This is a genomic window from Ruixingdingia sedimenti (assembly GCF_031432425.1).
Classification (GTDB): domain Bacteria; phylum Pseudomonadota; class Alphaproteobacteria; order Rhodobacterales; family Rhodobacteraceae; genus Ruixingdingia; species Ruixingdingia sedimenti.
The window spans coordinates 1-21961 of record NZ_JAVKPH010000005.1 but is presented as its reverse complement, the minus strand read 5'-3'; the positions used below and the strand labels follow the sequence as shown (position 1 = coordinate 21961).

At 68.6% G+C, this 21961-nt stretch carries 23 protein-coding genes and 1 pseudogene; 18 read left to right on the top strand and 6 right to left on the bottom strand.

What is annotated here, in order from left to right; all coding sequences use genetic code 11:
- The first annotated feature begins 23 nt into the window (after nt 1-23).
- The 4 genes from RGD00_RS06045 to RGD00_RS06030 all read left to right on the top strand — a co-directional run bounded on the left by RGD00_RS06045 (nt 24) and on the right by RGD00_RS06030 (nt 3453).
- Nucleotides 24-1301 (top strand): hypothetical protein, encoded by a 1278-nt coding sequence (locus RGD00_RS06045; RefSeq protein ID WP_310456403.1) that lies wholly within the window; start codon nt 24-26, stop codon nt 1299-1301.
- 238 nt (nt 1302-1539) lie between these two features.
- Nucleotides 1540-1746, top strand: a complete 207-nt coding sequence (locus RGD00_RS06040) for a cold-shock protein (RefSeq protein WP_310456402.1) — start codon at nt 1540-1542, stop codon at nt 1744-1746.
- A 115-nt stretch (nt 1747-1861) separates the two neighbouring features.
- On the top strand, nt 1862-2137 hold the full coding sequence (locus RGD00_RS06035) for a DUF982 domain-containing protein (RefSeq protein ID WP_310456401.1): 276 nt from the start codon (nt 1862-1864) through the stop codon (nt 2135-2137).
- Nucleotides 2138-2289: 152 nt separating this feature from the next.
- Nucleotides 2290-3453 (top strand): alpha-hydroxy acid oxidase, encoded by a 1164-nt coding sequence (locus RGD00_RS06030; RefSeq protein WP_310456400.1) that lies wholly within the window; start codon nt 2290-2292, stop codon nt 3451-3453.
- Between the two features lie 235 nt (nt 3454-3688).
- Here RGD00_RS06030 and RGD00_RS06025 read toward each other — a convergent pair whose 3' ends face one another.
- From RGD00_RS06025 to RGD00_RS06015, 3 genes are all read right to left on the bottom strand, one after another.
- Complete coding sequence (locus RGD00_RS06025; RefSeq protein WP_310456399.1) at nt 3689-4276, bottom strand: DUF2889 domain-containing protein; 588 nt, start codon at nt 4274-4276, stop codon at nt 3689-3691.
- A complete protein-coding gene (locus RGD00_RS06020; RefSeq protein ID WP_310456398.1) occupies nt 4273-5436 on the bottom strand; it encodes a CaiB/BaiF CoA transferase family protein in 1164 nt (387 codons plus the stop codon). Before RGD00_RS06020 ends, RGD00_RS06025 begins: the two co-directional genes overlap by 4 nt.
- Nucleotides 5437-5560: 124 nt before the next feature.
- Entirely contained in the window at nt 5561-5935 is a 375-nt protein-coding gene (locus tag RGD00_RS06015; protein WP_310456397.1) for a cupin domain-containing protein, read from the bottom strand.
- A gap of 377 nt (nt 5936-6312) precedes the next feature.
- Here RGD00_RS06015 and RGD00_RS06010 point away from each other — a divergent pair, with 377 nt between their 5' ends.
- Nucleotides 6313-7926: a GMC family oxidoreductase gene (locus RGD00_RS06010; protein WP_310456396.1), complete on the top strand. Its 1614-nt coding sequence runs from the start codon at nt 6313-6315 to the stop codon at nt 7924-7926.
- A 10-nt stretch (nt 7927-7936) separates the two neighbouring features.
- On the opposite strand, the gene RGD00_RS06005 is transcribed toward RGD00_RS06010, so the two are convergent.
- Both RGD00_RS06005 and RGD00_RS06000 read right to left on the bottom strand, forming a co-directional pair.
- Nucleotides 7937-8884, bottom strand: a complete 948-nt coding sequence (locus RGD00_RS06005; RefSeq protein ID WP_310456395.1) for a LysR family transcriptional regulator — start codon at nt 8882-8884, stop codon at nt 7937-7939.
- A 115-nt stretch (nt 8885-8999) separates the two neighbouring features.
- The gene (locus RGD00_RS06000; RefSeq protein ID WP_310456394.1) at nt 9000-10154 is read right to left on the bottom strand and encodes a CaiB/BaiF CoA transferase family protein; all 1155 of its coding nucleotides are present in this window, start codon (nt 10152-10154) and stop codon (nt 9000-9002) included.
- Nucleotides 10155-10387: 233 nt separating this feature from the next.
- Between RGD00_RS06000 and RGD00_RS05995 the strand changes: the two genes are divergently transcribed.
- The gene (locus tag RGD00_RS05995) at nt 10388-11410 is read left to right on the top strand and encodes a TRAP transporter substrate-binding protein (protein WP_310456393.1); all 1023 of its coding nucleotides are present in this window, start codon (nt 10388-10390) and stop codon (nt 11408-11410) included.
- A gap of 285 nt (nt 11411-11695) precedes the next feature.
- Here RGD00_RS05995 and RGD00_RS05990 read toward each other — a convergent pair whose 3' ends face one another.
- Nucleotides 11696-12157, bottom strand: a complete 462-nt coding sequence (locus RGD00_RS05990) for a L,D-transpeptidase family protein (RefSeq protein ID WP_310456392.1) — start codon at nt 12155-12157, stop codon at nt 11696-11698.
- A gap of 179 nt (nt 12158-12336) precedes the next feature.
- Here RGD00_RS05990 and RGD00_RS05985 point away from each other — a divergent pair, with 179 nt between their 5' ends.
- The 12 genes and pseudogenes from RGD00_RS05985 to RGD00_RS05930 form a co-directional block, all read left to right on the top strand.
- Nucleotides 12337-13083, top strand: a complete 747-nt coding sequence (locus tag RGD00_RS05985) for an NYN domain-containing protein (RefSeq protein WP_310456391.1) — start codon at nt 12337-12339, stop codon at nt 13081-13083.
- A gap of 80 nt (nt 13084-13163) precedes the next feature.
- Entirely contained in the window at nt 13164-13883 is a 720-nt protein-coding gene (locus RGD00_RS05980) for an NYN domain-containing protein (RefSeq protein ID WP_310456390.1), read from the top strand.
- 94 nt (nt 13884-13977) lie between these two features.
- On the top strand, nt 13978-14910 hold the full coding sequence (locus RGD00_RS05975; RefSeq protein ID WP_310456389.1) for an AEC family transporter: 933 nt from the start codon (nt 13978-13980) through the stop codon (nt 14908-14910).
- Nucleotides 14911-14921: 11 nt separating this feature from the next.
- The gene (fghA, locus tag RGD00_RS05970) at nt 14922-15752 is read left to right on the top strand and encodes an S-formylglutathione hydrolase (protein ID WP_310456388.1); all 831 of its coding nucleotides are present in this window, start codon (nt 14922-14924) and stop codon (nt 15750-15752) included.
- A complete protein-coding gene (locus tag RGD00_RS05965; RefSeq protein ID WP_310456387.1) occupies nt 15745-16218 on the top strand; it encodes a YaiI/YqxD family protein in 474 nt (157 codons plus the stop codon). Before fghA ends, RGD00_RS05965 begins: the two co-directional genes overlap by 8 nt.
- 1 nt (nt 16219) lies before the next feature.
- Nucleotides 16220-17158 (top strand): DMT family transporter, encoded by a 939-nt coding sequence (locus RGD00_RS05960; protein WP_310456386.1) that lies wholly within the window; start codon nt 16220-16222, stop codon nt 17156-17158.
- Nucleotides 17155-17781, top strand: coding sequence for an HAD family hydrolase (locus tag RGD00_RS05955; protein WP_310456385.1), 627 nt, complete (start codon nt 17155-17157; stop codon nt 17779-17781). Before RGD00_RS05960 ends, RGD00_RS05955 begins: the two co-directional genes overlap by 4 nt.
- A gap of 119 nt (nt 17782-17900) precedes the next feature.
- Complete coding sequence (locus RGD00_RS05950; RefSeq protein WP_310456384.1) at nt 17901-19061, top strand: acyl-CoA dehydrogenase family protein; 1161 nt, start codon at nt 17901-17903, stop codon at nt 19059-19061.
- Complete coding sequence (locus tag RGD00_RS05945; protein ID WP_310456383.1) at nt 19061-20155, top strand: CaiB/BaiF CoA transferase family protein; 1095 nt, start codon at nt 19061-19063, stop codon at nt 20153-20155. Before RGD00_RS05950 ends, RGD00_RS05945 begins: the two co-directional genes overlap by 1 nt.
- Nucleotides 20155-20997: an HTD2 family dehydratase gene (locus RGD00_RS05940; protein ID WP_310456382.1), complete on the top strand. Its 843-nt coding sequence runs from the start codon at nt 20155-20157 to the stop codon at nt 20995-20997. Before RGD00_RS05945 ends, RGD00_RS05940 begins: the two co-directional genes overlap by 1 nt.
- A complete protein-coding gene (locus RGD00_RS05935) occupies nt 20991-21779 on the top strand; it encodes an HpcH/HpaI aldolase/citrate lyase family protein (RefSeq protein ID WP_310456381.1) in 789 nt (262 codons plus the stop codon). The genes RGD00_RS05940 and RGD00_RS05935 overlap by 7 nt, the downstream gene beginning before the upstream one ends.
- 84 nt (nt 21780-21863) lie before the next feature.
- Nucleotides 21864-21961 (top strand): annotated as a pseudogene (locus RGD00_RS05930) (electron transfer flavoprotein subunit beta/FixA family protein); the annotation flags it as partial.

Here is a 21961-nt window from a genome sequence, read left to right as displayed (position 1 = left end):
CGTTCAGAACGGTAGGTGACGTTATGGAAGCTGTGCTCGTGGTCCTCGCGGTGTTGGGATTTTTCGCTTCGGTTGCCGGGCTGATCTATCCGTTCCGGCCGTTCAGGACCCGCAGGCGCGCGCTTGTTTCGGTTGTCGCCTGCCTGATCGCGCTTCCGCTGATCGCGCCGTCCTCCAACAAGACCGGCCCCGCCGCAGCCCTCGCGACGGCCGCGGTTCCGGCCGAGCGAGAGATCCATGTCCCGTCGGATGCGCAGGCCAGATATGTCGTCTACGACCTGACCCGGCGCGATGACGGCATGGTAGAGGTTTCCACGCGGCGCGAGGGGAAATCGGGCACCTCCTACGCGGTCCGCCTCGTGCAATGCGCGCCGCTGCGCTTTGCCTATCTGGCCGAGGGCGAGACCCGCGAGGGGCTGGTGCGCATCCCTGCGCCGGAGCTTTCCGACCTCGTGGCCGGGTCGATATCCGATGTCGTATCCCGCTACGCCTGCGCGGCACCGGAGGCGCAACGATCCGCCGCAGCGCCGCAGGACGCCGCGCCCGCGCCCCAAAGCCGCCGCGACCGGCAGCGGGTCGAGGACCTGCGCAAGGCCGTGGCCGCCGCGCAATGGGCCGAGGCCCGCATGAAATTCACGGCATTGGCCACCGGGGACCATGCGGGCGAGGATCTGCGGGCCGAACTGGAAGCGGCGGCGCTGGATTTCGTCCGCCCCCTGCCGGCCTCCGCGCGGCAGGCGAACCTCGACGGTTATCTCTTTCTGGCCGCGATCCGGCCGGAAAACGGAACCTATGGGCAGAAGGTCGACCAATACCGCGCGGCCATCCGGTCCGACCGGCAGCAGGCCGTCGCAAAGCTGCGCCGCAAGGAGGACAAGGTGGAAGGCGTGACCTGGTTCCATCATCCGGGCCAGCCGCAATACCTGAACAGCAGATCGACAGCATATCTTTATATCGGGCGGAAGGGCGAAAACGGCCGCCCATGGTTGCGCCTGCGGGTCCAATACACTGCCTCCGACTGGCTTTTCGTGCAGCGCGTGGACGCATGGCACGACGGGGTCAAGGAACCGCTGGTTTCCGGCGGGTTCGAGCGCGACAACAATTCCACGATCTGGGAATGGGTGGATATCGCCCCCGACGCCTATCATCTGAAGGTCCTGAAATCCCTCGCCACCGCCAGGGAGGCGATCCTGCGCTACGAGGGGTCGCAGTACAAACGCGATGTCACCCTGTCGTCCGGCGACAAGCGCGCGATCCTGGACATGATCGCGGCCTACGAGGCGATGCGCAGCCCGGACTGACCGCGCAAGCCGCGCCGGCTCCGGCCCGGGTTTCCGCGCAAGAAGAAGGATGCGGCAGGCGACCGATATGTCCGCGGAAATAGTTTTTCGCACAGGCCCCTCGCAATCCGGCGGCCTGCATCCTATATGGGTTGGGCATGACTAATTTCGGACCTGTTCCTTCCCGGCTCAGCTTTCGATTTCCAGCTTTGCCGGGCCGCTGCGCTGTGTGAGCGGCATTTTCAGAAGGAAGATCACGATGGCCAAGGGCACCGTGAAATGGTTCAATTCCACCAAAGGTTTCGGCTTCATCGCGCCCGAGGGTGGCAGCAAGGACGTTTTCGTCCATATCTCCGCGCTGGAGCGCGCCGGTCTGCGTGGCCTGAACGATGGTCAGGCCGTGACCTTCGACACGGAAACCGACCGGAACGGCCGCGAATCCGCGACCAATCTCGCTCTCGCCTGAGAGCGGTAGACAGGATTGTGGCGGGGTCGGCATCACGCCGGCCCCGCCTTTTTATTGGCCGGCCCGCCGCGACGCGCGCCGCCGTTCCGCTTTTCCGAAAGGCATTGAAACCATGATGGAAATCCACTGGGGGCAGCCCCTTTCCTTCGTCACCTCCCCCGGGGGCGAGATCCAGAAATTCAGCACGATCGAGCAGGCCAGATACTGGTTGCGCAGCAAGTGGCCGGTGTCCGACGAGGCCCGCGACCGCGCGCTGGAACAGCTGGAGGCCGCGATGCATTGCCTGGTGTCCGTCGGATCCGCGCGCCGGGCGTTCATCTCCGCCGCAAGAACCGCAGGCTTCGTGCCCGAGAACCTGATCGTGCAATCCGGTCGTCCCGCCACCGCCTGACAAGCCCCGGCAACGGCATCCGGTTCCCCCCGCATGAACATGACCGCGGCGGATGCGGGGGCCACGGCACCCGTCTTTCCCCGAACCATCCCCGTTGCCGTATCCGCCCCGCACTGCTACGCAAGACGGATACCGCAGCCGGAGCCGTGGCCATGCCCGTCATCACCTGCATCGACGACCTCAAGCGTCTCTACCGCCGCCGCGTGCCGCGGATGTTCTACGACTATGCCGAAAGCGGCAGCTATACCGAACAGACCTTCCGCGACAACGTGACGGATTTCGCCCGCCTGCGGCTGCGCCAGAAGGTGGCGGTGGACATGACGAACCGGTCCACCCGCACCACCCTGATCGGGCAGGATGCGGCGATGCCGGTGGCGCTGGCGCCGGTGGGGATGACGGGGATGCAATGCGCGGATGGCGAGATCAAGGCCGCCCGCGCGGCGGCGGCCTTCGGCGTGCCCTATACGCTGTCCACCATGTCGATCTGTTCCATCGAGGAGGTGGCCGCCCATTCGCCCGCGCCCTTCTGGTTCCAGCTTTACGTCATGCGCGACGAGGATTTCGTGGACCGCATCATCGAACGCGCGCGGGTCGCGGGCTGTTCGGCGCTGGTGCTGACGCTGGACCTGCAGATCCTCGGCCAGCGGCACAAGGATCTGAGGAACGGCCTGTCGGCGCCGCCCAAGCTGACGTTGCCGGTGCTGGCGGATCTGGCCACGCGCTGGCGGTGGGGGATGGAGATGCTGCGGACCAAGCGGCGGTTCTTCGGCAATATCGTGGGTCATGCCAAGGGCGTCGCCGACCCGTCCAGTCTGATGAGCTGGACCGCCGACCAGTTCGACCCGCAACTCGACTGGTCCAAGATCGCCCGCATCCGCGACCGGTGGGGCGGCAAGTTCATCCTCAAGGGCATCCTCGACGAGGACGACGCCCGCCGCGCCGCCGATTTCGGCGCCGATGCCATCGTGGTGTCGAACCACGGCGGGCGGCAGCTGGATGGCGCGCTGTCCTCGATCCGCCGCCTGCCGGGCATCCTGCGCGCGGTGGGCGACGGGGTGGAGGTGCATATGGACGGCGGCGTGCGGTCGGGGCAGGACGTGCTGAAGGCGGTGGCTCTGGGTGCGCGGGGCGTGTGGATCGGGCGGGCCTATGTCTACGGGCTCGGCGCGATGGGGCAGGCGGGGGTGGCCACGGCGCTGGAGGTCATCCGCAAGGAACTCGACACCACCATGGCGCTGTGCGGTGAACGCGACGTGCACAACCTCGGGCGGCACAACCTGATGATCCCGAAGGATTTCGAGGGCGAGTGGATGTGAGGGGGCAGGCTCGTTAACGCTGCCATCCGGGCCGGGCGAGATCAGGAAACGCAAGGCGTTTCCCCTGCCCGTCGCGCGAGGGTGCCGTGAAAGACGGCGAGGGCAGGCGCTGGCGAGGGCTTTGGCCCCCGGCCGGGGCAACTCCACCGGCAGGATGTGGCGAAGGCGCGCGCCTTCGCCAGCCGGGGCGGAAGAAGGAATGCCGACCCGGCCCGGACGCCCGACCCGGGCGGGTTCAGCCCCGCTCGCCCTCCGGCGGCCGGTACTGGTCGGGCCAGAGGTTCCTCACCAGTTCGCGCGTGCGGCCATAGGCGTGGCAGGTGTCGATCTTGGCGGGGTTTCCCGCCGCGTCCAGCGCCTGCACCATGTCGCGGCTGCGTTCGGTCGTCATGGTCTGGATCGCGGCGCTGGCCAGCGGCACCAGGATCTCGCGCAGATGGGTGCAGGTGTCGCAGGTCGGCAGGCGCTTGCGCAACTCGGCGTTCCACCCCGCGCCGATGCGCAGGCCGACGATGCCCTGCAACGTGTCGCCACCGCCCACGCAACTGCGGTAGGGGTGCGAGGACATGAAGGTGTTGACGGCGGTGATCACCATCTCGCGGTCGAAAACCACCGTCACGCCCATGTCGTGGATCGCCGCCTGCGCCGGCACCACGCGCGATCCGCCGGCGGGCGTGAAATCGGTCGTCTTGCGGTCGGTCACGCGGCCGTGGATTTCATAAAGCCCGTCGCTGCGCCGGTAGCCGCGGAAGTCGATCCGGCGCTGGTGCATCTCCTCGCGCGTGATGCCGTCGTCGCCGGGGATCATCGGGCCGCCGCTCATCGCTCGCTCACCGCCGCGCCGGGGATCAGCCGTTGCAGCGCCGCATTATCCTGCCCGATGCCGGGGGCGGAATGCAGCGGCGGCGGGCGTTTGCCGTCAAAGGACAGCGGCAGTTGCACGGTTTCCACCTCGTCCTCGGACGGCTTGCCGAAGATGCCGAGCGCGCGGGCCTGTTCGTGATGGAACAGTTCCGCCGCCGTCTGCACCGGCGCGGTGGGCAGGCCGCGCGATTCCAGCACCGCCTGCCAGTGCGCGCGCGTGTTCTGCGACAGCACCTCGCCGATCAGCCGGTCGATGTCCGCCCGGTTGGCCAGCCGCCCGGCATTGGTGGCGAACCGCGGGTCCGTACCCCATTCGGGATGGCCAAGCGCATCGGCCAGCCGCGCGAACAGCCGGTCATTGGCGGCGCTGACGATGATATGGCCGTCCGACGCCGGAAAGGCCCGGTGGGGCACGATGATCGGCACGCCCGACCCCCACCGCCCGCCCAGATCGCCATCGGCGGCATAGTTGCACAGGTTGATCGTCATCCAGGCGATGGCGGTTTCCAGCAGGGATCCGTTGACCGTCGCCCCCGCCTTGGTCCGCGCCCGGCGGAACAGCGCGGCGAGGATGCCGACCACCGACCACAGGCCGGTGCCGAAATCGACGATCGACACGCCCGCGCGCACCGGGGCCTGCCCTTCCTCGCCCGTCACGCTCATGATGCCGGCGAAGGCCTGCATCAGCGGGTCATAGCCGGGCCGGGTGTTGTAGGGGCCCAGATGGCCGAAGGCGCCGACCTCGCAGCAGACCAGTTCGGGCTTGCGCGCGCGCAGGCTGTCGGGGTCGAGCGCGTATTGCCCGGCCGACCCCGGGCGCAGGTTGTGCAGGAACACATCCGCATGCTGCTCGATCAGCGCATGCAGGGTGGACAGCTGCGCCGGATCCTTGATGTCGAGGCAGATCGACCGCTTGCCGCGGTTGAGCGCGTGATAGGGCGCGCCCTCACCCTTCCATTTCGACGGCCCCCACCCGCGCGAGGAATCGCCGCTGCCCGGCCGCTCGATCTTCCACACCTCGGCGCCGAGCGCGGCCAGAACCTGCCCGCCGAAGGGCGCCGACGCGCTGTCGCCCAGTTCGACCACCACGATACCGGCAAGCGGCAGATCGCTGTCCATCCCATGTCCTCCCGTTCGCCGCGCAGCCCGCGCACGGCCCGGGCAGACCCTATGCAGGCGGCCGGGCCGATCCAAGTTGCAAAACCCGAACCGGCGGTTCGGGGTTTTCGAAGCCGCCCGCGCCCTACGGCGCCTTGCGGTCCAGATAGCCCGCCAGCCCCACCGCGCGGTCGGCGAAATACTGCATCTCGATCATCAGGCAGCCGGTGTCGGACCGCAGCGGGCCATGCGGCGTCCCGGGCGGGCGGATGACATAGGCGGGGGCGGTCAGGGTCTTGCCATCCTCCTTGGTGGTCAGCGTGCCCTCGACCAGCAGCGCCTCTTCCCAATAGGTGTGGGTGAAGGGCGCGAAGGTCTCGCCCCCCGCGTCGAACCGGACATAGCGGGTACGGAACCCGCGTCCCGCCGCCTCGTCGAAATCGCCGCTGAGCGGCTTGATGTGGATGCCCGAGGTCCCGGGCACCGCCGCCCATCCCTCGTCAAGGTCGACTGCAAACATGGGTCCTCCTGTCCGATGCCCGGCCGCAGGATCGGACAGCGGTCCCCCCGGCGCAACCGCCCCGCCGCAGGGCGGGCCTATGGCCGGTAACGGCATCGCCTTTCCCTGCCGGTGGCGCGCCGTGCGGGGACACCCCGGCCCCTGACATGGAAAGGCGGCGGACTCCCGCGCCACGCCCTTCATTTTCTGTCCGAAAATATCCTCAGGGGGTGAATTGGCGAAAGCCAAGAGGGGGCAGAATGCCCCCTGCACCGCCCCCGCCGCACCACCGCCACGGGCCGGTTCGACAGGCGCGAAGCCGCGCTTCGGCAAATCCGAATTGACACCCCGGCGGGGGCGGCACCATTCCGGGACTGTCCCAGACCGAGGAAAATGCCGTGGAAACTTACGATTACATCGTCGTCGGGGCCGGGTCGGCCGGTTGCGCGGTGGCCGGCCGGCTGTCCGAAGACCCCGCCAACCGGGTGCTGCTGATCGAGGCGGGCGGGTCCGCGGACCACTTCTGGGTCAATTCGCCCGCGGGCATGGGCAAGCTGTTTCTGGAAAAGCGGCTCAACTGGTCCTATTTCACCGAAGCGGGATCCCGGATCGAGGGGCGCAGCATCTACTGGCCCCGGGGGCGGATGCTGGGCGGCACCAGTTCGGTCAACGGCATGGTCTACATGCGGGGCCACCCGCGGGATTTCGACCATTGGGAATCGCTCGGCAACCCCGGCTGGGGCTGGAACGACGTCCTGCCCTATTTCAGGAAATCCGAATCCAACACCCGCGGCGCAAGCGACATCCACGGCGGCGACGGGCCGCTGCGGGTCAGCGACCCGATCATGCGCAGTCCGGTGATCGACGATTACCTTTCTGCCGCCGCCGGCATCGGCATCCCGCGCATCAACGACCTGAACGCACCGCCCTACGAGGGCGCCGACTACCACCAGCACACCATCCGCGACGGGCGGCGGGAAAGCAGCTATACCGCCTTCATCGCCCCGGTTCTGAACAGCCGCAGGAACCTGACCCTGCTGACCAAGGCGCAGGTGCTGCGCGTGGTGATCGAGGGCAATGCGGCCACCGGCATCGAGGTGCAGCAGGACGGCCGGCGCCGGGTGATTTCGGCGGCGCGGGAAATCGTGCTGTCGGCGGGGTCGCTGAACTCGCCGCAACTGCTGATGCTGTCGGGGGTGGGCGACGGCGCGAAACTGCAAGCCGCGGGGATCGAGACGCGCGCGCATCTGCCCGGCGTCGGCCAGAACCTGCAAGACCACTGGTTCGCCCCGATGATCTGGGAGGTGACGCCCGGCAGTTCCTACAACAGCCGCGTCTCGGGTCTGGCGAAATACATCGAGGGGATGAAATATCTGCTGCTCCGCAAGGGCGTGCTGGCGATGTCGGCCTCTGCCTCGGCGGTCTTCCTGCGCAGTTCCGACGACCTGCAACAGCCCGACCTTCAGATGGTGCTGCGGCCGCTGTCCTATACCTTCCACCCCAAGGGGGCGGTGATCGTCGACAGCTTTCCGGGCGTCAGCGCGGGGGTGGTGCTGCTCAACCCCGGGTCGCGCGGCTGGGTCGATCTGGCCTCGGCCGACCCGCTGGCGGCGCCGCTGTTCCAGCCCAACTACCTGTCCGACCCCGACGACGCCCGCCGCACCCTGATCGGCATCCGCAAGATGCGCCGGATCATGGGCAGCGCCCCCGTCGCCGCCCGCGTGGTGAACGAACGCATGCCCGGCGCCGCCGCGCAAAGCGACGAGGATCTGCTGCATCACCTGAAAACCGTGGGCAACTGCGGCTGGCATCAGGTCGGCACCTGCAAGATGGGCCGCGACGGGATGGCGGTGGTGGATGCGCGGCTGCGCGTGCACGGGGTGGACAGGCTGCGCGTCGCCGATGGCGCGATCATGCCCACGATCACCGCGGGCAACACCAACGCGCCCTGCATCATGATCGGCGAAAAGGCCGCCGACATGATCCGGCAGGACGCAGCACCCCGGCGCTGAGCCGGGGGCCTCAGCCCGCGCGCGGGGCCTTGCGGTCGCGGGCGGGCTGCCCCGGCCGGTCGAGCAATTGCGCCATCAGCGCCCCCGCCGCCCGGCTGGGCACCCGGCCGCGCGGCGTCGCGATCTTGATCAGCCGCTTGGCCCAGGGTTCGTCCAGCCGCACCGTCGCCACCTCGTCGAACAGGTCGCGGCTGACCAGACATTCGGGCTGCACCGTGACGCCGAGCCCCGCCTGCGTCAGGCTGATCGCGGCTTCGATGCTGCGGGTGACGTAGCGGGGGCGGAATTCGCGCCCCAGACGCTGGCTCGCGGTTTCGAAAGCGCCCATCATGCCATGCACCGGGATCAGGTTTTCCGACAGAAGGTCCTGAAACGTCACGCTTTCGCAGGCGGCGAGCGGATGGCTGCGCGGGATCACCGCGACGATGCGGTCCTCGCGGTAGGGCACCACATCGACCCCGGTCAGATCCACGCCCGCGGTGACGGCGAAGACGCCGATTTCCGCCTCGCCATTGGCGACGGCCTGCACGATGCGGGCGTTTTCCACCTCGTGCACGATCAGGTCCACCATCGGATATTCGCGGCCGAACTCTCCCAGTTCCTTGGCCAGGAAGGGCGCGATGACCGACCGGGCGGAGGCCACCGTGATCTCGCCCCGCACGCCTTCGCTGAACCCCGCAATCTCGGCCCGCATGTCGTCGAGCTGGCCGAAGATGTTGCGCAGATAGCGTTCCAGCACCTGCCCCGCGGGCGTGGGCGTGACCCCGGCGGGCGTGCGTTCCAGCAGCTTGATGCCCGCGATTTCCTCCAGATCCTGGATGCGCTTGGTCGCGGTGGAGGCGGATATGTTCTCGCGCATGGCGGCGCGGCCGATCTGCCGCTCTTCCACCGCCGAGATGAACAGCTTGAGCGAAAAGAGATCGGTCTGCCTGATCAGGTGAAGCCGGTTGAAGGTCATGAGCCACTGCCCGCAGGGTCCGCCCGTCCGGTATCGCGCCGCGCCAAGGGCCTGTCAATGCGGCCCCGGGTCCTTTCGGCCCCCCGCAGACACGGCGTAGGGCCGCCCTATGGGATCAGGCCACCGCCCCTGCCCCGCGCAGCGCGCCGATGTCCTCGGACGTAAAGCCCCAGTCGGCCAGCACCTCGTCGGTATGTTCGCCCGGTGCGGCGGGCGGGCGCTGGATCGCGGCTTCGGTCCGGCTGAACCGCGGCGCGGGCGCGGGCTGGACGATGCCCTCGACCTCGACGAAGGTGCCGCGGGCGCGCAGATGGGGGTGGTGCGGCGCCTCGGACATCGACAGGATCGGGGCGATGCAGGTTTCCCTGCCCGCGGCCAGCGCCACCCATTCGTCGCGCGTCCGGCTGCGGAAGGCGGCGGCGAAACGGTCCTTCATCATCGGCCAGCCCGCCCTGTCGTGCTGATCCGGCAGGCCCGCGCCTTCCAGCCCCAGAAGGCGGACGGCGTTGTTGTAGAACCGCGTCTCGTTCGCGCCGATGCTGACGTAGCGGCCATCGGCGCATTCGTAGACATTGTACCACGGCGCCCCGGAATCGAGCCGGTTCACCCCGCGTTCGTCCTGCCAGTACCCGGCCGCGACCAGCCCGTAGATCAGCGTCATCAGCGAGGCCGACCCGTCCACCATCGCGGTGTCGACCACCTGCCCCCGGCCCGACTGCCGCGCCTCCAGCACCGCGCTGACCACGCCAAGCGCGAGGTAGAGCGAACCGCCCCCGAAATCGCCCGTCAGGTTCAGCGGGATCGCCGGCGGCTCGCCCGCGCGGCCGATCGCATGCAGCACGCCCGACAGCGAGATATAGTTGACGTCATGCCCGGGTTCCTGCGCCATCGGCCCGTCCTGGCCCCAGCCCGTCATCCGGCCATAGACCAGCCGCGGATTGGCGGCGGCACAGGCGTCGGGCCCCAGACCCAGCTTTTCGGCCACCCCGGGGCGGAACCCTTCCAGCAGCGCATCCGCCTGCGCCACCAGCCGCAGCACCGCCTGCACCGAGGCGGGGTTCTTCAGATCCATCGCCACGCTGCGCCGGCCCCGGTTGAGCAGGTTGAACCGCGGCTCGATCGGCGCGCCGCCGTCATGGGCGGTGATCCGGTCGATGCGGACGATGTCTGCACCCAGATCCGACAGCAGCATCGCCGCGAACGGCACCGGGCCGATGCCGCCCAGTTCCACGATCCGCACCCCGGCCAGCGGCCCCTTCGCCTGCGACATGACGCCCCCCTTCTGATCCTGCCGTTCCAGTAAGGGCGCGGGCCGAAACCGGGCAAGTTCCAAATCACGAAGCACCGCTTGCGGATTCACGAACCGCCAGAGCCGCAGGGCATACCTGCCATAGGACTGCACGATGGATCCGGCCAAAGCCCGCGACGGCCGGACGCGATAGGGTAGAACCTTCCCTGCCGCCGGGAGCGCGGCACGGATTTCGCGAGTTTCGGGAGGAACATATGAAAATCACATCGTTCATGGCGGCCTCGGCCCTTGCCTTCGCCGCCGCGCTGACCGGCGGCATGGCGCAAGCGGACGACAAGATCACCATCCGGCTGTCCAACCTCTGGCCGGAAAACCACATGTACTATCAGCACGGCGCCAAGGTCTTTGCCGAGGCCGTGACCGAGGCCACCGGCGGCAAGGTGGTGTTCGAGAACTTCCACGCCAGCCAGCTCGGCAAGGACCAGTTGTCGCTGCTGTCCTCGGGGCTGGCCGATTTCGCCATCGTCGGCGCCCCCTATTCGCCCGACAAGCTGCCGCTGAGCGGCGTGGTCGACCTGCCGGGCGTGGCCACCAGCACCTGCGACGCGGTGAAACGGCTATGGCCGATGGCGCAGGACGGCGGGCTGCTGGACCAGCACGAATATGACAACCTCGGCATCCGGGTGCTGTTCGTCGGCGCGCCTCCGGGCCTGAAGGTGATGACGACGAAGAAAGAGGTGACGAAGCTCGAGGATCTGAACGGCCTCAAGCTGCGCGCGCTGGCCGGGCCGCAAAGCGCGACCGCCCGGGGCCTCGGCGCGATCCCGGTGCAGATGCAGGCGGGCGAGGTCTATGAATCGCTGTCGCGCGGCACCGTGGACGGCGCGATCTACATCTGGGTCGGCGTACCGCCCTTCAGCCTGCAGGAACTGCTGCACCACACGGTCGAGGGCATCACGCTCGGCTCTGCCGCGGTGCTGTATGGTATCCGGCAGGAAACCTGGGACAAGCTGCCCGCCGATGTGCAGCAGGCGATGATCGCCGCCGGCGAAGAGGCGCAGCAGGTGCTGTGCGACTATCAGGATACCGAGGAAAACAAGATCCGCGACAGCTATGTCGCGGCGGGCACGCTGAAGATCACCGAAATCCCGGAGGAAGAGGCCGACCGCTGGCGCGCGCAGATCACCTCGGTCGCCTCCGACTGGGCCAAGCAGCTGGATGACAGCGGCCGCCCGGGCAGCGCGATCCTGGAAGCCTACACCAGGACGCCCGAATGACCTGACGCCACCCGGCGCCCACGGGGCCGCGCGATGCCACGGGTATCGCGCGGCCCTTGCCCGGCGGCAATGCGGGCGGAGGGGTCGGTGCCGGGGGCCAGCCCCCGGACCCCCGGGATATTTGGGGACAGAAAATGAACAGGGCAGGGATCTTGCCGTGAAGGAGCGCCCTGTTCTTCAGGCTGGCACAAATATCCCACGGGGCGCCGGATGGTGCGCCACTGGTTCGAGAACCAGCCGGCGCCGGGGTGTGAAACCCCCGCCGCCGACCTCTTCACCCGCGGATCAGGCGAGGATGCGCACCGGGCAGCCGAGCGGCACCAGGGCCCAGATTTCCTCCATCTCGGCATTGTCCACGGCGATGCAGCCGTTGGTCCAGTCGCCCGGCGGGCGCGGTTGGCCGTTCGGGGCGCCGTGGATGAAGATGTTGTCGCCCGGGTCGCGGCCCTGGGCGCGGGCGCGGCGGATGTCGTCGACCGAAGGGTAGGACAGGCCGAGCGCCAGGTGATAGGCGCTTTTCGGGTTGCGCCGGTCGATACGGTAGAGCCCTTCGGGCGTCCGCCGGTCGCCGCGCTGGATCTTGTGGCCCTCGGGGTTGCCCAGGGCCACGCGGTAGCGCCGCAGCGGCTTGCCCTCGGGGGTGACGAGATGCATCTGGCGGCTGGCCTTGTGCACCTCGATCAGCGCCACCGCGCCCTCGGCGCGCTGGACGGGGGGCGCGAACAGGTCGCAGCCCGCAAGGCTCATGGCGGAAAGGCCGGCGGTGCCGGCAAGAAGGGAACGTCGGGTGATCACTGGTCTGCTCGAGTCGTTTTTGGGATGAGATTGCCCAAGTCGGCCCGTCAGTCAACTGTGCAAAAGGATGCACACGGCCTTGCGCCGCGCGCCGTTTCGGGCACAAGGTCGGATCAAATGGAAGGAACCCGATGACCCAGCCCCGCGCCCCCCGCCTTTGCGTGCTGATCGACGCCGACAACGTGCCCGCCGGCTATGCCGAGGCGATCTTCGAGGAAATCGCGGCGCTCGGCGAGGCGAGTGTGCGGCGCATCTATGGCGACTGGTCGGCGCTGCGGCTGAACGCCTGGGCCAAGAAGGTCGCGGCACTCGGCCTTGTGGCGGACCAGCAGTTTTCCAACACCAAGGGCAAGAACGCCTCCGACATCGGGCTGGTGATCGCGGCGATGGATTTCCTGCATTCGGGGCTGTTCGACGGTTTCGTTCTGGTCAGTTCCGACAGCGATTTCACCCGGCTGGCGGCGCGGATCCGCGAACAGGGGCTCGACGTCTACGGCATCGGCGAAAAGAAGACGCCCGAGGCGTTCCGCATGGCCTGCAAGCGGTTCATCTATGTGGAAAACCTGCGCGGCGACGAGGGGCGCGACGAACCCGCCCGCACGGGCCGGGCGGAACCCGAACCGCCCGCCCCCGCCCGCGGCCAGAAAGAGGCCCCGGCCAAGGCCATCCCCCTGATCATCGCCGCGATGCGCGCCATCGACCCGGACGGCGAGTGGTATTCGCTGGGCCAGATCGGGCAGTACATCACCCAAGGCTCGCCCGACTTCGACACCCGCACCTATGGCAGCGCCAAGCTCAGCGACCTGATGCACAAGCTGCCGCGGTTCGAGGTGAAGCAGGGCCCCGGCGGGCAGCTGCTGGCGCGCGACGTGACCTGACCCCCGGATTTCCGCCCCCGGCCCGCCGCACTGGCGCCGCTTTTCCCGCGAATCCTGCGCCGATCGGGCAGGATGGTTGAATGATCAAACAGCGGGCGGATTTCGCGGGGGCGGTGCAGGCGGCGGGGGCGGTGGCGCTGCTGGTGGATGGCGACAACCTGCCCGCGACACTGGCGGGGCGGTTGCTGACCCGATCCGCCAGCCATGGGCGGGTGGTGATCAAGCGCGTCTACGGCAACATGAAGCTTCTGCCGCTGTGGGAGGCCGCGCCGGGGTTCCGCCTGTGCCACAGCGGCGGCGGCAAGAACGCGACCGACATGCTGCTGGCCATCGAGGCGGTGGATCTGGCGCATCGCGGCGGGGTCAGGACCATCGTCATCGCCTCGTCGGACCGCGATTTCGCGCATCTGGCGCATTACCTGCGCGAACGCCATCTGACAGTGATCGGCATGGGCGAAGCGAAGGCGCCCGAGGCGTTCCGGCGGGCCTGCACTGATTTTGTGGAACTGGCGCCACCGAGTGCCGCACCCGCCACGATGCCGGTCAAGACCGCACCTCAAAACCCGCCTCTGTCGAAACTCGATCAACGCATCCGCGCAGTCATTGCCAAGGCCGATAGCGAGGGCATTAGCATCGTGACGTTGAGTGGCCAGATGCACAGCCAACACGGCTTCACCATCGGATCCACCCCCGAAAAGACCTGGCGCGCCTACCTGACCGCACGGCCCGCGCTGTTCGCCTGCGATCCGCGTGGTCCCGACGCGCGGGTCCGGCTGGCACCGGCGGCGCAGGCGGGTTAGACCCGCCGGCCATGCCGGGGTTGCACGGCGTTTTCACGCCTTGCATCCCGCCCCGCGGCGTGGAAGCTTCGGCAGGATCGACGCCGAGTATCCCATGCTGCCCATCCTTCTGAAAACGCTTCCCTTCTTTGCGCTGATCGGGGTCGGCTACTGGGCCGGGCGCAGCCGTTTCTTCGGGGCAGAGGCGACGGCGGCGCTGACGCGGTTCGTGTTCTATTTCGCGCTGTCGGCGCTGCTGTTCCGGTTTGCCGCCAAACTGTCGCTGGCAGAGATCTTCGACGCCCGTTTCGCGGCGGCCTATCTGGCCGGCGGGCTGGCGGTCTATGCGCTGACCTTCGCCGTGGCGCTGGCGCGGCGGATCGGGGTGGAACAGGCGGCGATGGAATCGCAATGCGCGGTCAGCGGCAATACCGGCTTTCTGGGCCTGCCGATGCTGGCGGTGCTGCTCGGCCCCGCCTCGGTCGGGCCGATGCTGATGGTGCTGACCATCGACATGGCGGTCTTTGCCAGCGCCATCACCCTGATCATGACGGCCGCGCGCGGCGGGCGGATGCGGGCGGGGGCGATGGTGCGGGAACTGGCGATGGGCCTGCTGCGCAACCCGATGATCGTGTCGATGGTGCTGGGGCTGGCCTGGGGGGCATCCGGCGCCGCCCTGCCCGGCCCGGTGGATGAATTCATGGCGATGCTGGGATCGGCCGCCACGCCCGGGGCGCTGTTCGCCATCGGCGCGTCGCTGGCCGCGCGGTCGGCCGAACGGTTGCAGGTGGCGCTGTGGCTGTCCTTCGCCAAGCTGGTCCTGCATCCCGCGGCTGTCGCGCTGGCGGCGCTGGCGGTGTTCCGCGTCGATCCCTACGCCGCGGGGGTGATGATTTCCGCCGCCGCGTTGCCAGTAGCGGGGAATACCTACATGCTGGCGGCGCATTACGGGGTCGCCCCGCAGCGGGTTTCGGCGGCGATCCTGATTTCGACGGCGGTCAGCATCGTGACCGTGACGGCCGTGATCGCCTGGGTCACGGCAGGCTGAAAGGACAGACCATGAAGACGGTATCGGAAAATCGGGCGTTCGGGGGTGTGCAGGGGGTCTATACCCATGCGTCGGATGTCTGCGGCGGCGACATGACCTTCGGCCTGTTCCTGCCCGAGGAAGCCGAACAGGGCGCGGTGCCGCTGGTCTGGTATCTGTCGGGGCTGACCTGCACGCATGAGAACGCGATGGTCAAGGCCGGCGCACAGCGGTGGGCGGCGGATCACGGGCTGGCGCTGGTCTTTCCCGACACCAGCCCCCGGGGGCCGGGGGTGGCGGACGATCCGGCCTATGACCTGGGCCAGGGCGCGGGGTTCTACGTCAATGCGACCGAGGCGCCATGGGCGCCGCATTTCCGCATGTGGGACTATGTGACCGAAGAGCTTCCCCGTGTCCTTTTCAACGCCTTTCCGCTGGACGAGGAACGCCAGTCCATCACCGGCCATTCCATGGGCGGCCATGGCGCGCTGACCATCGCGATGAGCCTGCCGGGCCGGTTCCGGTCGGTGTCGGCCTTTGCGCCGATCGCCAATCCCACGCAATCGGACTGGGGGCGCAAGCAGCTCACCGCCTATCTGGGTGCCGATACCGCGAAATGGGCGGCGCATGACGCGACGCTGCTGATGAAGAAGCGCGGCTTCGACGGGCCGATGCTGATCGACCAGGGCGCGTCGGACCAGTTCATCGACCTGCTGCGCCCCGAGGCGCTGGCAGAGGCCATCGCCGCCCACCGCCAAGGCGCGGTGTTCCGCATGCAGAAGGGGTACGACCACAGCTATTTCTTCGTCGCCACCTTCATGGAACATCACATGGGCTTCCACGCGGCGGCATTGAATGTCTGACGATCCGGCCATCGGGCGCGCCGTCTATGTCGATGCCGACGCCTGCCCGGTGAAGGCAGAGGCGGAACGGGTCACCACGCGCCACGGGGTGGCCCTGTTCATGGTGTCGAACGGCGGGCTGCGGCCTTCGGCCAACCCGCTGGTGCGGATGGTCTATGTGCCCGAGGGCCCCGATGCCGCCGACATGTGGATCGCCGAACGCGCGGGGCCCGGCGATGTGGTGGTGACATCCGACATGCCCTTGGCGGCGAAATGCGTGGCGGCGGGGGCGCAGGTGCTGCGCCATGACGGCAGCGCGCTGACGGCGGCGAATGTGGGCGAGGCGCTGGCGATGCGCGACCTGATGACCGACCTGCGCGCGGCCGATCCCTTCCGCCAAGGCGGCGGGCGGGGGTTTTCGGCCGCCGACCGTTCGCGGTTCCTCGACGCGCTCGACCGCGCGCTCCGGGCAAGGCCGGCGGGCTGACATGGCGATCCCGCGCACCGCGCTCGGCATCGGGTCCGCAGCCCTTGCGGCGGCGCTGTTTTCCGTCGGCGACATGGCGGTCAAGTTCCTTGCCGGCGGCTATGCCCTGCATCAGGTGCTGATGATCCGCGCATTGCTGGCGCTGGTGCTGGTGGTGGGGCTGATCCTGCCGCTGACGGGGGGATGGGGGCAGATCCGCACCCGGCGGCCGGGGCTGCATCTGCTGCGCACCACCCTGATGGTCACGTCCAACCTGATGTTCTTCATGTGCCTCGCCATGCTGCCGCTGGCAGAGGCGGTGGCGATCTTCTTTGTCGCCCCCCTGCTGATCACCGCCTTTTCGGCGCCGTTGCTGGGCGAACGCATCGGCCCGCGGCGCTGGATCGCGGTGGGGGTCGGGCTTCTGGGCGTGGTGGTGATGCAGCGGCCGGGCAGCGGCGTGGTGCAGCCCGCCGCATTGCTGGCGGTGGCCGCGGCCACCTTCTATGCGCTGGTGCATATGGTCACGCGGCGGCTCGGCGTGACCGACACCGCCCCGGCGATGGCCCTTTCCGCGCAACTGGGCTTCATCCTGACCGCCGCGGCGGTGGGGCTGACGCTTGGCGACGGGTCCTATGCGCAGGACAGCGGGATGCTCGCCTTCCTCACCCGGCCCTGGGTCTGGCCCCCGGCCGGGGACTGGCTGGTGTTCCTGCTGCTGGGTCTGTCGAACGGCGCGGGCGCGGTGCTGATCGGGCAGGCTTACCGGCTGTGCGAGGCGGGGCTGGTCGCGCCGTTCGAATATGTCTCGCTGCTGATGGCGGTGTTCTGGGGCGCCGCGATCTTTGCCGAATGGCCCGATGCCGTGACCTGGACCGGCATCGCGCTGATCCTGGGCGGGGGGCTTTACATGATGTGGCGCGAATCCGTGCTGGCGCGCCGGGCGAGGGGGCAGGCATGACCGTAGGGGCGGTGGTGTTCGACATCGGCAATGTCCTGATCCGCTGGCAGCCGGAACTGTTCTACGACGCCGAGATCGGGCCGGAGGCCCGCCGGGCGATGTTCGCCGAAATCGACCTGCACGGCATGAACGACCGCATCGACCGGGGCGAGGGCTTTGCCGCCGTGGTGGATCAGGTGGCGGCGGCGCATCCGCATTGGGGCGACGCGATCCGGCTCTGGCACGACCGCTGGCTGGACATGGCGCAGCCCGCCATCCCGCAGTCGGTCGCGCTGCTGCGGCGGCTGCGGGCGCGCGGGGTGCCGGTGTTCGCGCTGACCAACTTCGGGGTGGAACCCTTCGCGCTGGCCCGCCGGCGGTATGATTTTCTGGACGAATTCGACCGGGCCTATATCTCGGGCCATCTGCGGATGGCAAAGCCGGACCCCGCGATCTATGCCCATGTCGAGGCCGACAGCGGTATCGCCCCCCACCGGCTGCTGTTCGCCGACGACCGCGCCGACAACATCGCCGTGGCCGCCGCGCGGGGCTGGCAGGTGCATCTGTTCACCACCCCGCAGGCCTGGGGCGCGGCGCTGGCGGATGCCGGGCTGCTGACGGCAGAGGATGCCGCGGCGGGCTGAGCTATCTCTGCCCGATATATCTCCCAAAGGCAGACGGCATTATCCCCACCCGCCCCCGGATGCTAGAAAACCGCATCCAGCGGGGCCGCAGCGGCCCAGGCCAAGCAGCAGGTAGGACGATGCAGACCGTTTCCGACAATCATCAGGACATCCGCGACGCCGTGCGCGCGCTTTGCGCGCAGTTCCCCGACGAATACCACCGCAAGGTGGACGAGGCCCGCGCCTATCCCGAGGAATTCGTCGAGGCGCTGACCCGCGCCGGCTGGATGGCCGCCCTGATCCCGGAAGAATACGGCGGCTCGGGCCTCGGCCTGACCGAAGCCTCGGTGATCATGGAGGAAATCAACCGTTCGGGCGGCAATTCCGGCGCCTGCCACGGGCAGATGTACAACATGAACACCCTGATCCGGCACGGGTCCGACGAACAGCGCCGCAAATACCTGCCGAAAATCGCCTCGGGCGAACTGCGCCTGCAATCCATGGGCGTGACCGAACCCACGACCGGCACCGACACCACCAGCCTCAAGACCACCGCGGTGCGCAAGGGCGACAAATACGTGATCAACGGCCAGAAGGTCTGGATCAGCCGGGTGCAGCATTCCGACCTGATGATCCTGCTGGCCCGCACCACGCCGCTGTCCGAAGTGAAGAAGAAATCCGAGGGCCTGTCGATCTTCATCGTCGACATCAAGCAGGCGATGACCTCGGGTATGACGGTGCGCCCGATCCTGAACATGGTGAACCACGAAACCAACGAGCTGTTCTTCGACAACCTCGAAATCCCGGCCGAAAACCTGATCGGCGAGGAAGGCCAGGGCTTCAAGTACATCCTGACCGGGCTCAACGCCGAACGGGTGCTGATCGCGGCGGAATGCATCGGCGACGGCTACTGGTTCACGGAACGGGTGTCGAAATACGTCAGCGAACGCAATGTATTCGGCCGCCCCATCGGGCAGAACCAGGGCGTGCAGTTCCCCATCGCCGAAGCCTTCATCGAGGTCGAGGCCGCCAATCTGATGCGGTTCGAGGCCTGCCGCCTGTACGACGCAGGCCAGCCCTGCGGCGCGCAGGCGAACATGGCCAAATACCTTGCCGCCAAGGCGTCGTGGGAGGCCGCGAATGCCTGCCTGCAATTCCACGGCGGTTTCGGTTTCGCCTGCGAATACGACGTGGAACGCAAGTTCCGCGAAACGCGGCTCTATCAGGTCGCGCCGATCTCGACCAACCTGATCCTGTCCTATGTGGCCGAACATGTCCTCGGCCTGCCGAGGTCGTTCTGATGCTGCCCTTGGCCGGACTGACGGTGGTGGCGCTGGAACAGGCCGTCGCCGCCCCCTTCGCCTCTTCCCGCCTCGCCGATGCCGGGGCGCGGGTGATCAAGATCGAACGGCCCGAGGGCGATTTCGCCCGCGGCTATGACGATGTGGCCAAGGGCCAGTCGAGCTATTTCGTCTGGCTGAACCGCGGCAAGGAAACCGTGGTGGCCGACCTTACGCGGCCAGAGGGCAAGGCGATGCTGGCCGATCTGCTGGCCGGGGCCGATGTGCTGATCCAGAACCTCAAACCGGGCGCGCTGGCGCGGCTCGGCTTCGGGTTCGACCGGCTGGAACGCGAATTTCCCCGCCTGATTACCTGCTCGATCTCGGGCTATGGCGACAGCGGCCCGATGGCCGACCGCAAGGCCTATGACCTGCTGGTGCAGGCCGAATCCGGGCTCTGTTCCATCACCGGCGGGCCCGAATCGGCGGCGCGGGTCGGCATTTCCATCGTCGACATCGCCACCGGCGCCACCGCCTATTCCGCGATACTCGAGGCGCTGATCCGCCGCGGCGTGACGGGCAGGGGGGCGAATATCGCGGTGTCGATGTTCGACGTGATGGCCGACTGGCTGACCGTGCCGCTGCTGAACCACGAAGGCGGCAAGTCGCCCAGGCGCATCGGGTTGGCCCATCCCTCGATCGCGCCCTATGGGGTGTTTTCCTGCAAGGACGGTGGCCAGATCCTGATTTCGGTGCAAAGCGACCGCGAATGGGCGAAATTCGCCGCCGATGTCATCGGGGACGCGGCGCTGGCGCAGGATCCGCGGTTCGCGACCAACGTTGCCCGCGTGGCGAACCGGGCCGACACCGACGCCCTGACCGCCGCCGCCTTCGCCCGCCTGACCGGGGCAGAGGCCACTGCGCGGCTGACCGCGGCAGATATAGCTTTTGCCTCTGTCAACGACATGGAGGCCCTATCGCACCACCCCCAATTGCGCCGGATCACGGTGGACACACCCAACGGCCCGGTGTCATACCCTGCCCCGGCACCCGTCTTCGTGGGCGAGGATCGCCGCTACGGGCCCGTACCGGCCCTTCCGGGGAAGGAGGCATGATGACCCTCGACATCGACCATCTGCGCGGCTGGATCGGGCGCGAGGACAGCGCCGCCGAAACCGTCACCCCCGAACTGGTGCACCGTTTCAACGCGACGCTCGACCGGCAGGGCGACACCGCCCCCGGCGCCGTGGCGCCCCTGCTGATCCATTTCTGCCTCGGCCAGCCTGCGGCACCCACCGCGGGTCTGGGTGAGGACGGCCATCCCGCGCGCGGCGGTTTCCTGCCCCCGGTGCCGCTGCCCCGGCGGATGTGGGCCGGCGGCGGCTTCACCTTCCACGACGACATCCGCGTGGGCGAACGCGTCACCCGCCGCTCGCGCATCCTCGACGTGACGGTGAAGGAGGGGCGCAGCGGCGTGCTGTGCTTCGTCACCGTGGAACATCGCGTGGACAGTGACGGCCGCGCCGTGCTGACCGAACGGCAGGACATCGTCTACCGCGCGGCGGAAACCGGCGGCGCCAAGGCCCCGGCCACGCCCCCTGCCGCCGCCCCCGCCGGTGCGCAGTCGCGGCGGATCACCGCCTCGGCCCCCCTGCTGTTCCGCTATTCGGCGCTGACCTTCAACGGCCACCGCATCCATTACGACACCCCCTATGCGCGCGAGGTCGAGGGCTATCCCGGCCTCATCATCCACGGCCCGTTGCAGGCGACGCTGCTGGCGCATCTGGCCGCCGACACCCGCGGCGCACGGCCCGCAAGGTTCAGCTTCCGCAGCCTGTCGCCCATCTTCGACACCGCCGATTTCACCATCAACGCGGAACCGGACGGCGACGCGCTGAAACTCTGGACCGCCCGTATCGGCGGCCCGGTGGCGATGGAGGCGCGGGCGGAATGGTAGACCTCGGCACGATCCGCGCGCCGCTGTTCGTGCCCGCGAACCGGCCAGAGCGTTTCGCCAAGGCCGCGGCCTCGGGCGCCGATGCGGTGATCCTCGATCTGGAGGATGCCGTGCCGGCCGATGCCAAGGCCACGGCGCGCGACGCGCTCGACTGCGGTTTCACCGGCCTGCCGGTGATCGTGCGCATCAATGCCGCGGGCACGCCCTGGCATGCCGATGACCTCGCCGCCGTCGCCCGCCTGCGGGTCGCCGCGGTGATGCTGCCGAAATCCGAAGACCCGGCGGACCTGGCCCGGGTATCGGCGGCGGTGGGCAAGCCACTGATCGCACTGGTGGAAACCGGCCGGGGCCTGACCAATGCCCGCGCCCTCGCCGCCGCCCCCGGCGTGGTGCGCATCGCCTTCGGATCGGTCGACTACTGCGCCGACCTCGGCTGCGCCCATCTGCGCGAGGTGCTGTTGCCCGCACGGTCCGAACTGGTGCTGGCCGCGCGCCTCGCCGGGATCGCGGCGCCGATCGACGGCGTGACCACGCGGCTCGACGACCCCGCCGTCACCCATGACGATGCCGCGCATGCCCGCGCGCTCGGCATGACCGGCAAGCTCTGCATCCACCCGGCGCAGATCGCCCAGGTGAAACGCGCCTTCGCCCCGGGCGAGGCGGAAATCGACTGGGCCCGCCGCGTGCTCGCCTCGGGCGACGGCGCGGTGTCGGTCGACGGCGCGATGGTGGACGAACCCGTGCGCATCCGCGCCCGCGCCATCCTGGCGCAGGCGGAATAACCCCGGCCCGGCGGGACCGGAACGGTATTGGCAAGGGCCCCGCCCCGCGGGACCCGTAGGACAGCAAGGAAACCGGAGGAACCGATGAAGATCCTCGTGCCTGTGAAGCGAGTTATTGACTACAACGTTAAGGTGCGTGTTCGTGCGGATGGGGGTGGAGTTGATCTGTCGAACGTGAAGAT

What these genes read in the sequence shown, in the direction of transcription:
- RGD00_RS06045 (WP_310456403.1), top strand. Translation starts at nt 24, where the DNA reads ATGGAAGCTGTGCTCGTGGTCCTCGCGGTGTTGGGATTTTTCGCTTCG.
- RGD00_RS06040 (WP_310456402.1), top strand. Translation starts at nt 1,540, where the DNA reads ATGGCCAAGGGCACCGTGAAATGGTTCAATTCCACCAAAGGTTTCGGC.
- RGD00_RS06035 (WP_310456401.1), top strand. Translation starts at nt 1,862, where the DNA reads ATGGAAATCCACTGGGGGCAGCCCCTTTCCTTCGTCACCTCCCCCGGG.
- RGD00_RS06030 (WP_310456400.1), top strand. Translation starts at nt 2,290, where the DNA reads ATGCCCGTCATCACCTGCATCGACGACCTCAAGCGTCTCTACCGCCGC.
- RGD00_RS06025 (WP_310456399.1), bottom strand. Translation starts at nt 4,276, where the DNA reads ATGAGCGGCGGCCCGATGATCCCCGGCGACGACGGCATCACGCGCGAG.
- RGD00_RS06020 (WP_310456398.1), bottom strand. Translation starts at nt 5,436, where the DNA reads ATGGACAGCGATCTGCCGCTTGCCGGTATCGTGGTGGTCGAACTGGGC.
- RGD00_RS06015 (WP_310456397.1), bottom strand. Translation starts at nt 5,935, where the DNA reads ATGTTTGCAGTCGACCTTGACGAGGGATGGGCGGCGGTGCCCGGGACC.
- RGD00_RS06005 (WP_310456395.1), bottom strand. Translation starts at nt 8,884, where the DNA reads ATGACCTTCAACCGGCTTCACCTGATCAGGCAGACCGATCTCTTTTCG.
- RGD00_RS06000 (WP_310456394.1), bottom strand. Translation starts at nt 10,154, where the DNA reads ATGTCGCAGGCGAAGGGGCCGCTGGCCGGGGTGCGGATCGTGGAACTG.
- RGD00_RS05995 (WP_310456393.1), top strand. Translation starts at nt 10,388, where the DNA reads ATGAAAATCACATCGTTCATGGCGGCCTCGGCCCTTGCCTTCGCCGCC.
- RGD00_RS05990 (WP_310456392.1), bottom strand. Translation starts at nt 12,157, where the DNA reads ATGAGCCTTGCGGGCTGCGACCTGTTCGCGCCCCCCGTCCAGCGCGCC.
- RGD00_RS05985 (WP_310456391.1), top strand. Translation starts at nt 12,337, where the DNA reads ATGACCCAGCCCCGCGCCCCCCGCCTTTGCGTGCTGATCGACGCCGAC.
- RGD00_RS05980 (WP_310456390.1), top strand. Translation starts at nt 13,164, where the DNA reads ATGATCAAACAGCGGGCGGATTTCGCGGGGGCGGTGCAGGCGGCGGGG.
- RGD00_RS05975 (WP_310456389.1), top strand. Translation starts at nt 13,978, where the DNA reads ATGCTGCCCATCCTTCTGAAAACGCTTCCCTTCTTTGCGCTGATCGGG.
- fghA (WP_310456388.1), top strand. Translation starts at nt 14,922, where the DNA reads ATGAAGACGGTATCGGAAAATCGGGCGTTCGGGGGTGTGCAGGGGGTC.
- RGD00_RS05965 (WP_310456387.1), top strand. Translation starts at nt 15,745, where the DNA reads ATGTCTGACGATCCGGCCATCGGGCGCGCCGTCTATGTCGATGCCGAC.
- RGD00_RS05960 (WP_310456386.1), top strand. Translation starts at nt 16,220, where the DNA reads ATGGCGATCCCGCGCACCGCGCTCGGCATCGGGTCCGCAGCCCTTGCG.
- RGD00_RS05955 (WP_310456385.1), top strand. Translation starts at nt 17,155, where the DNA reads ATGACCGTAGGGGCGGTGGTGTTCGACATCGGCAATGTCCTGATCCGC.
- RGD00_RS05950 (WP_310456384.1), top strand. Translation starts at nt 17,901, where the DNA reads ATGCAGACCGTTTCCGACAATCATCAGGACATCCGCGACGCCGTGCGC.
- RGD00_RS05945 (WP_310456383.1), top strand. Translation starts at nt 19,061, where the DNA reads ATGCTGCCCTTGGCCGGACTGACGGTGGTGGCGCTGGAACAGGCCGTC.
- RGD00_RS05940 (WP_310456382.1), top strand. Translation starts at nt 20,155, where the DNA reads ATGACCCTCGACATCGACCATCTGCGCGGCTGGATCGGGCGCGAGGAC.
- RGD00_RS05935 (WP_310456381.1), top strand. Translation starts at nt 20,991, where the DNA reads ATGGTAGACCTCGGCACGATCCGCGCGCCGCTGTTCGTGCCCGCGAAC.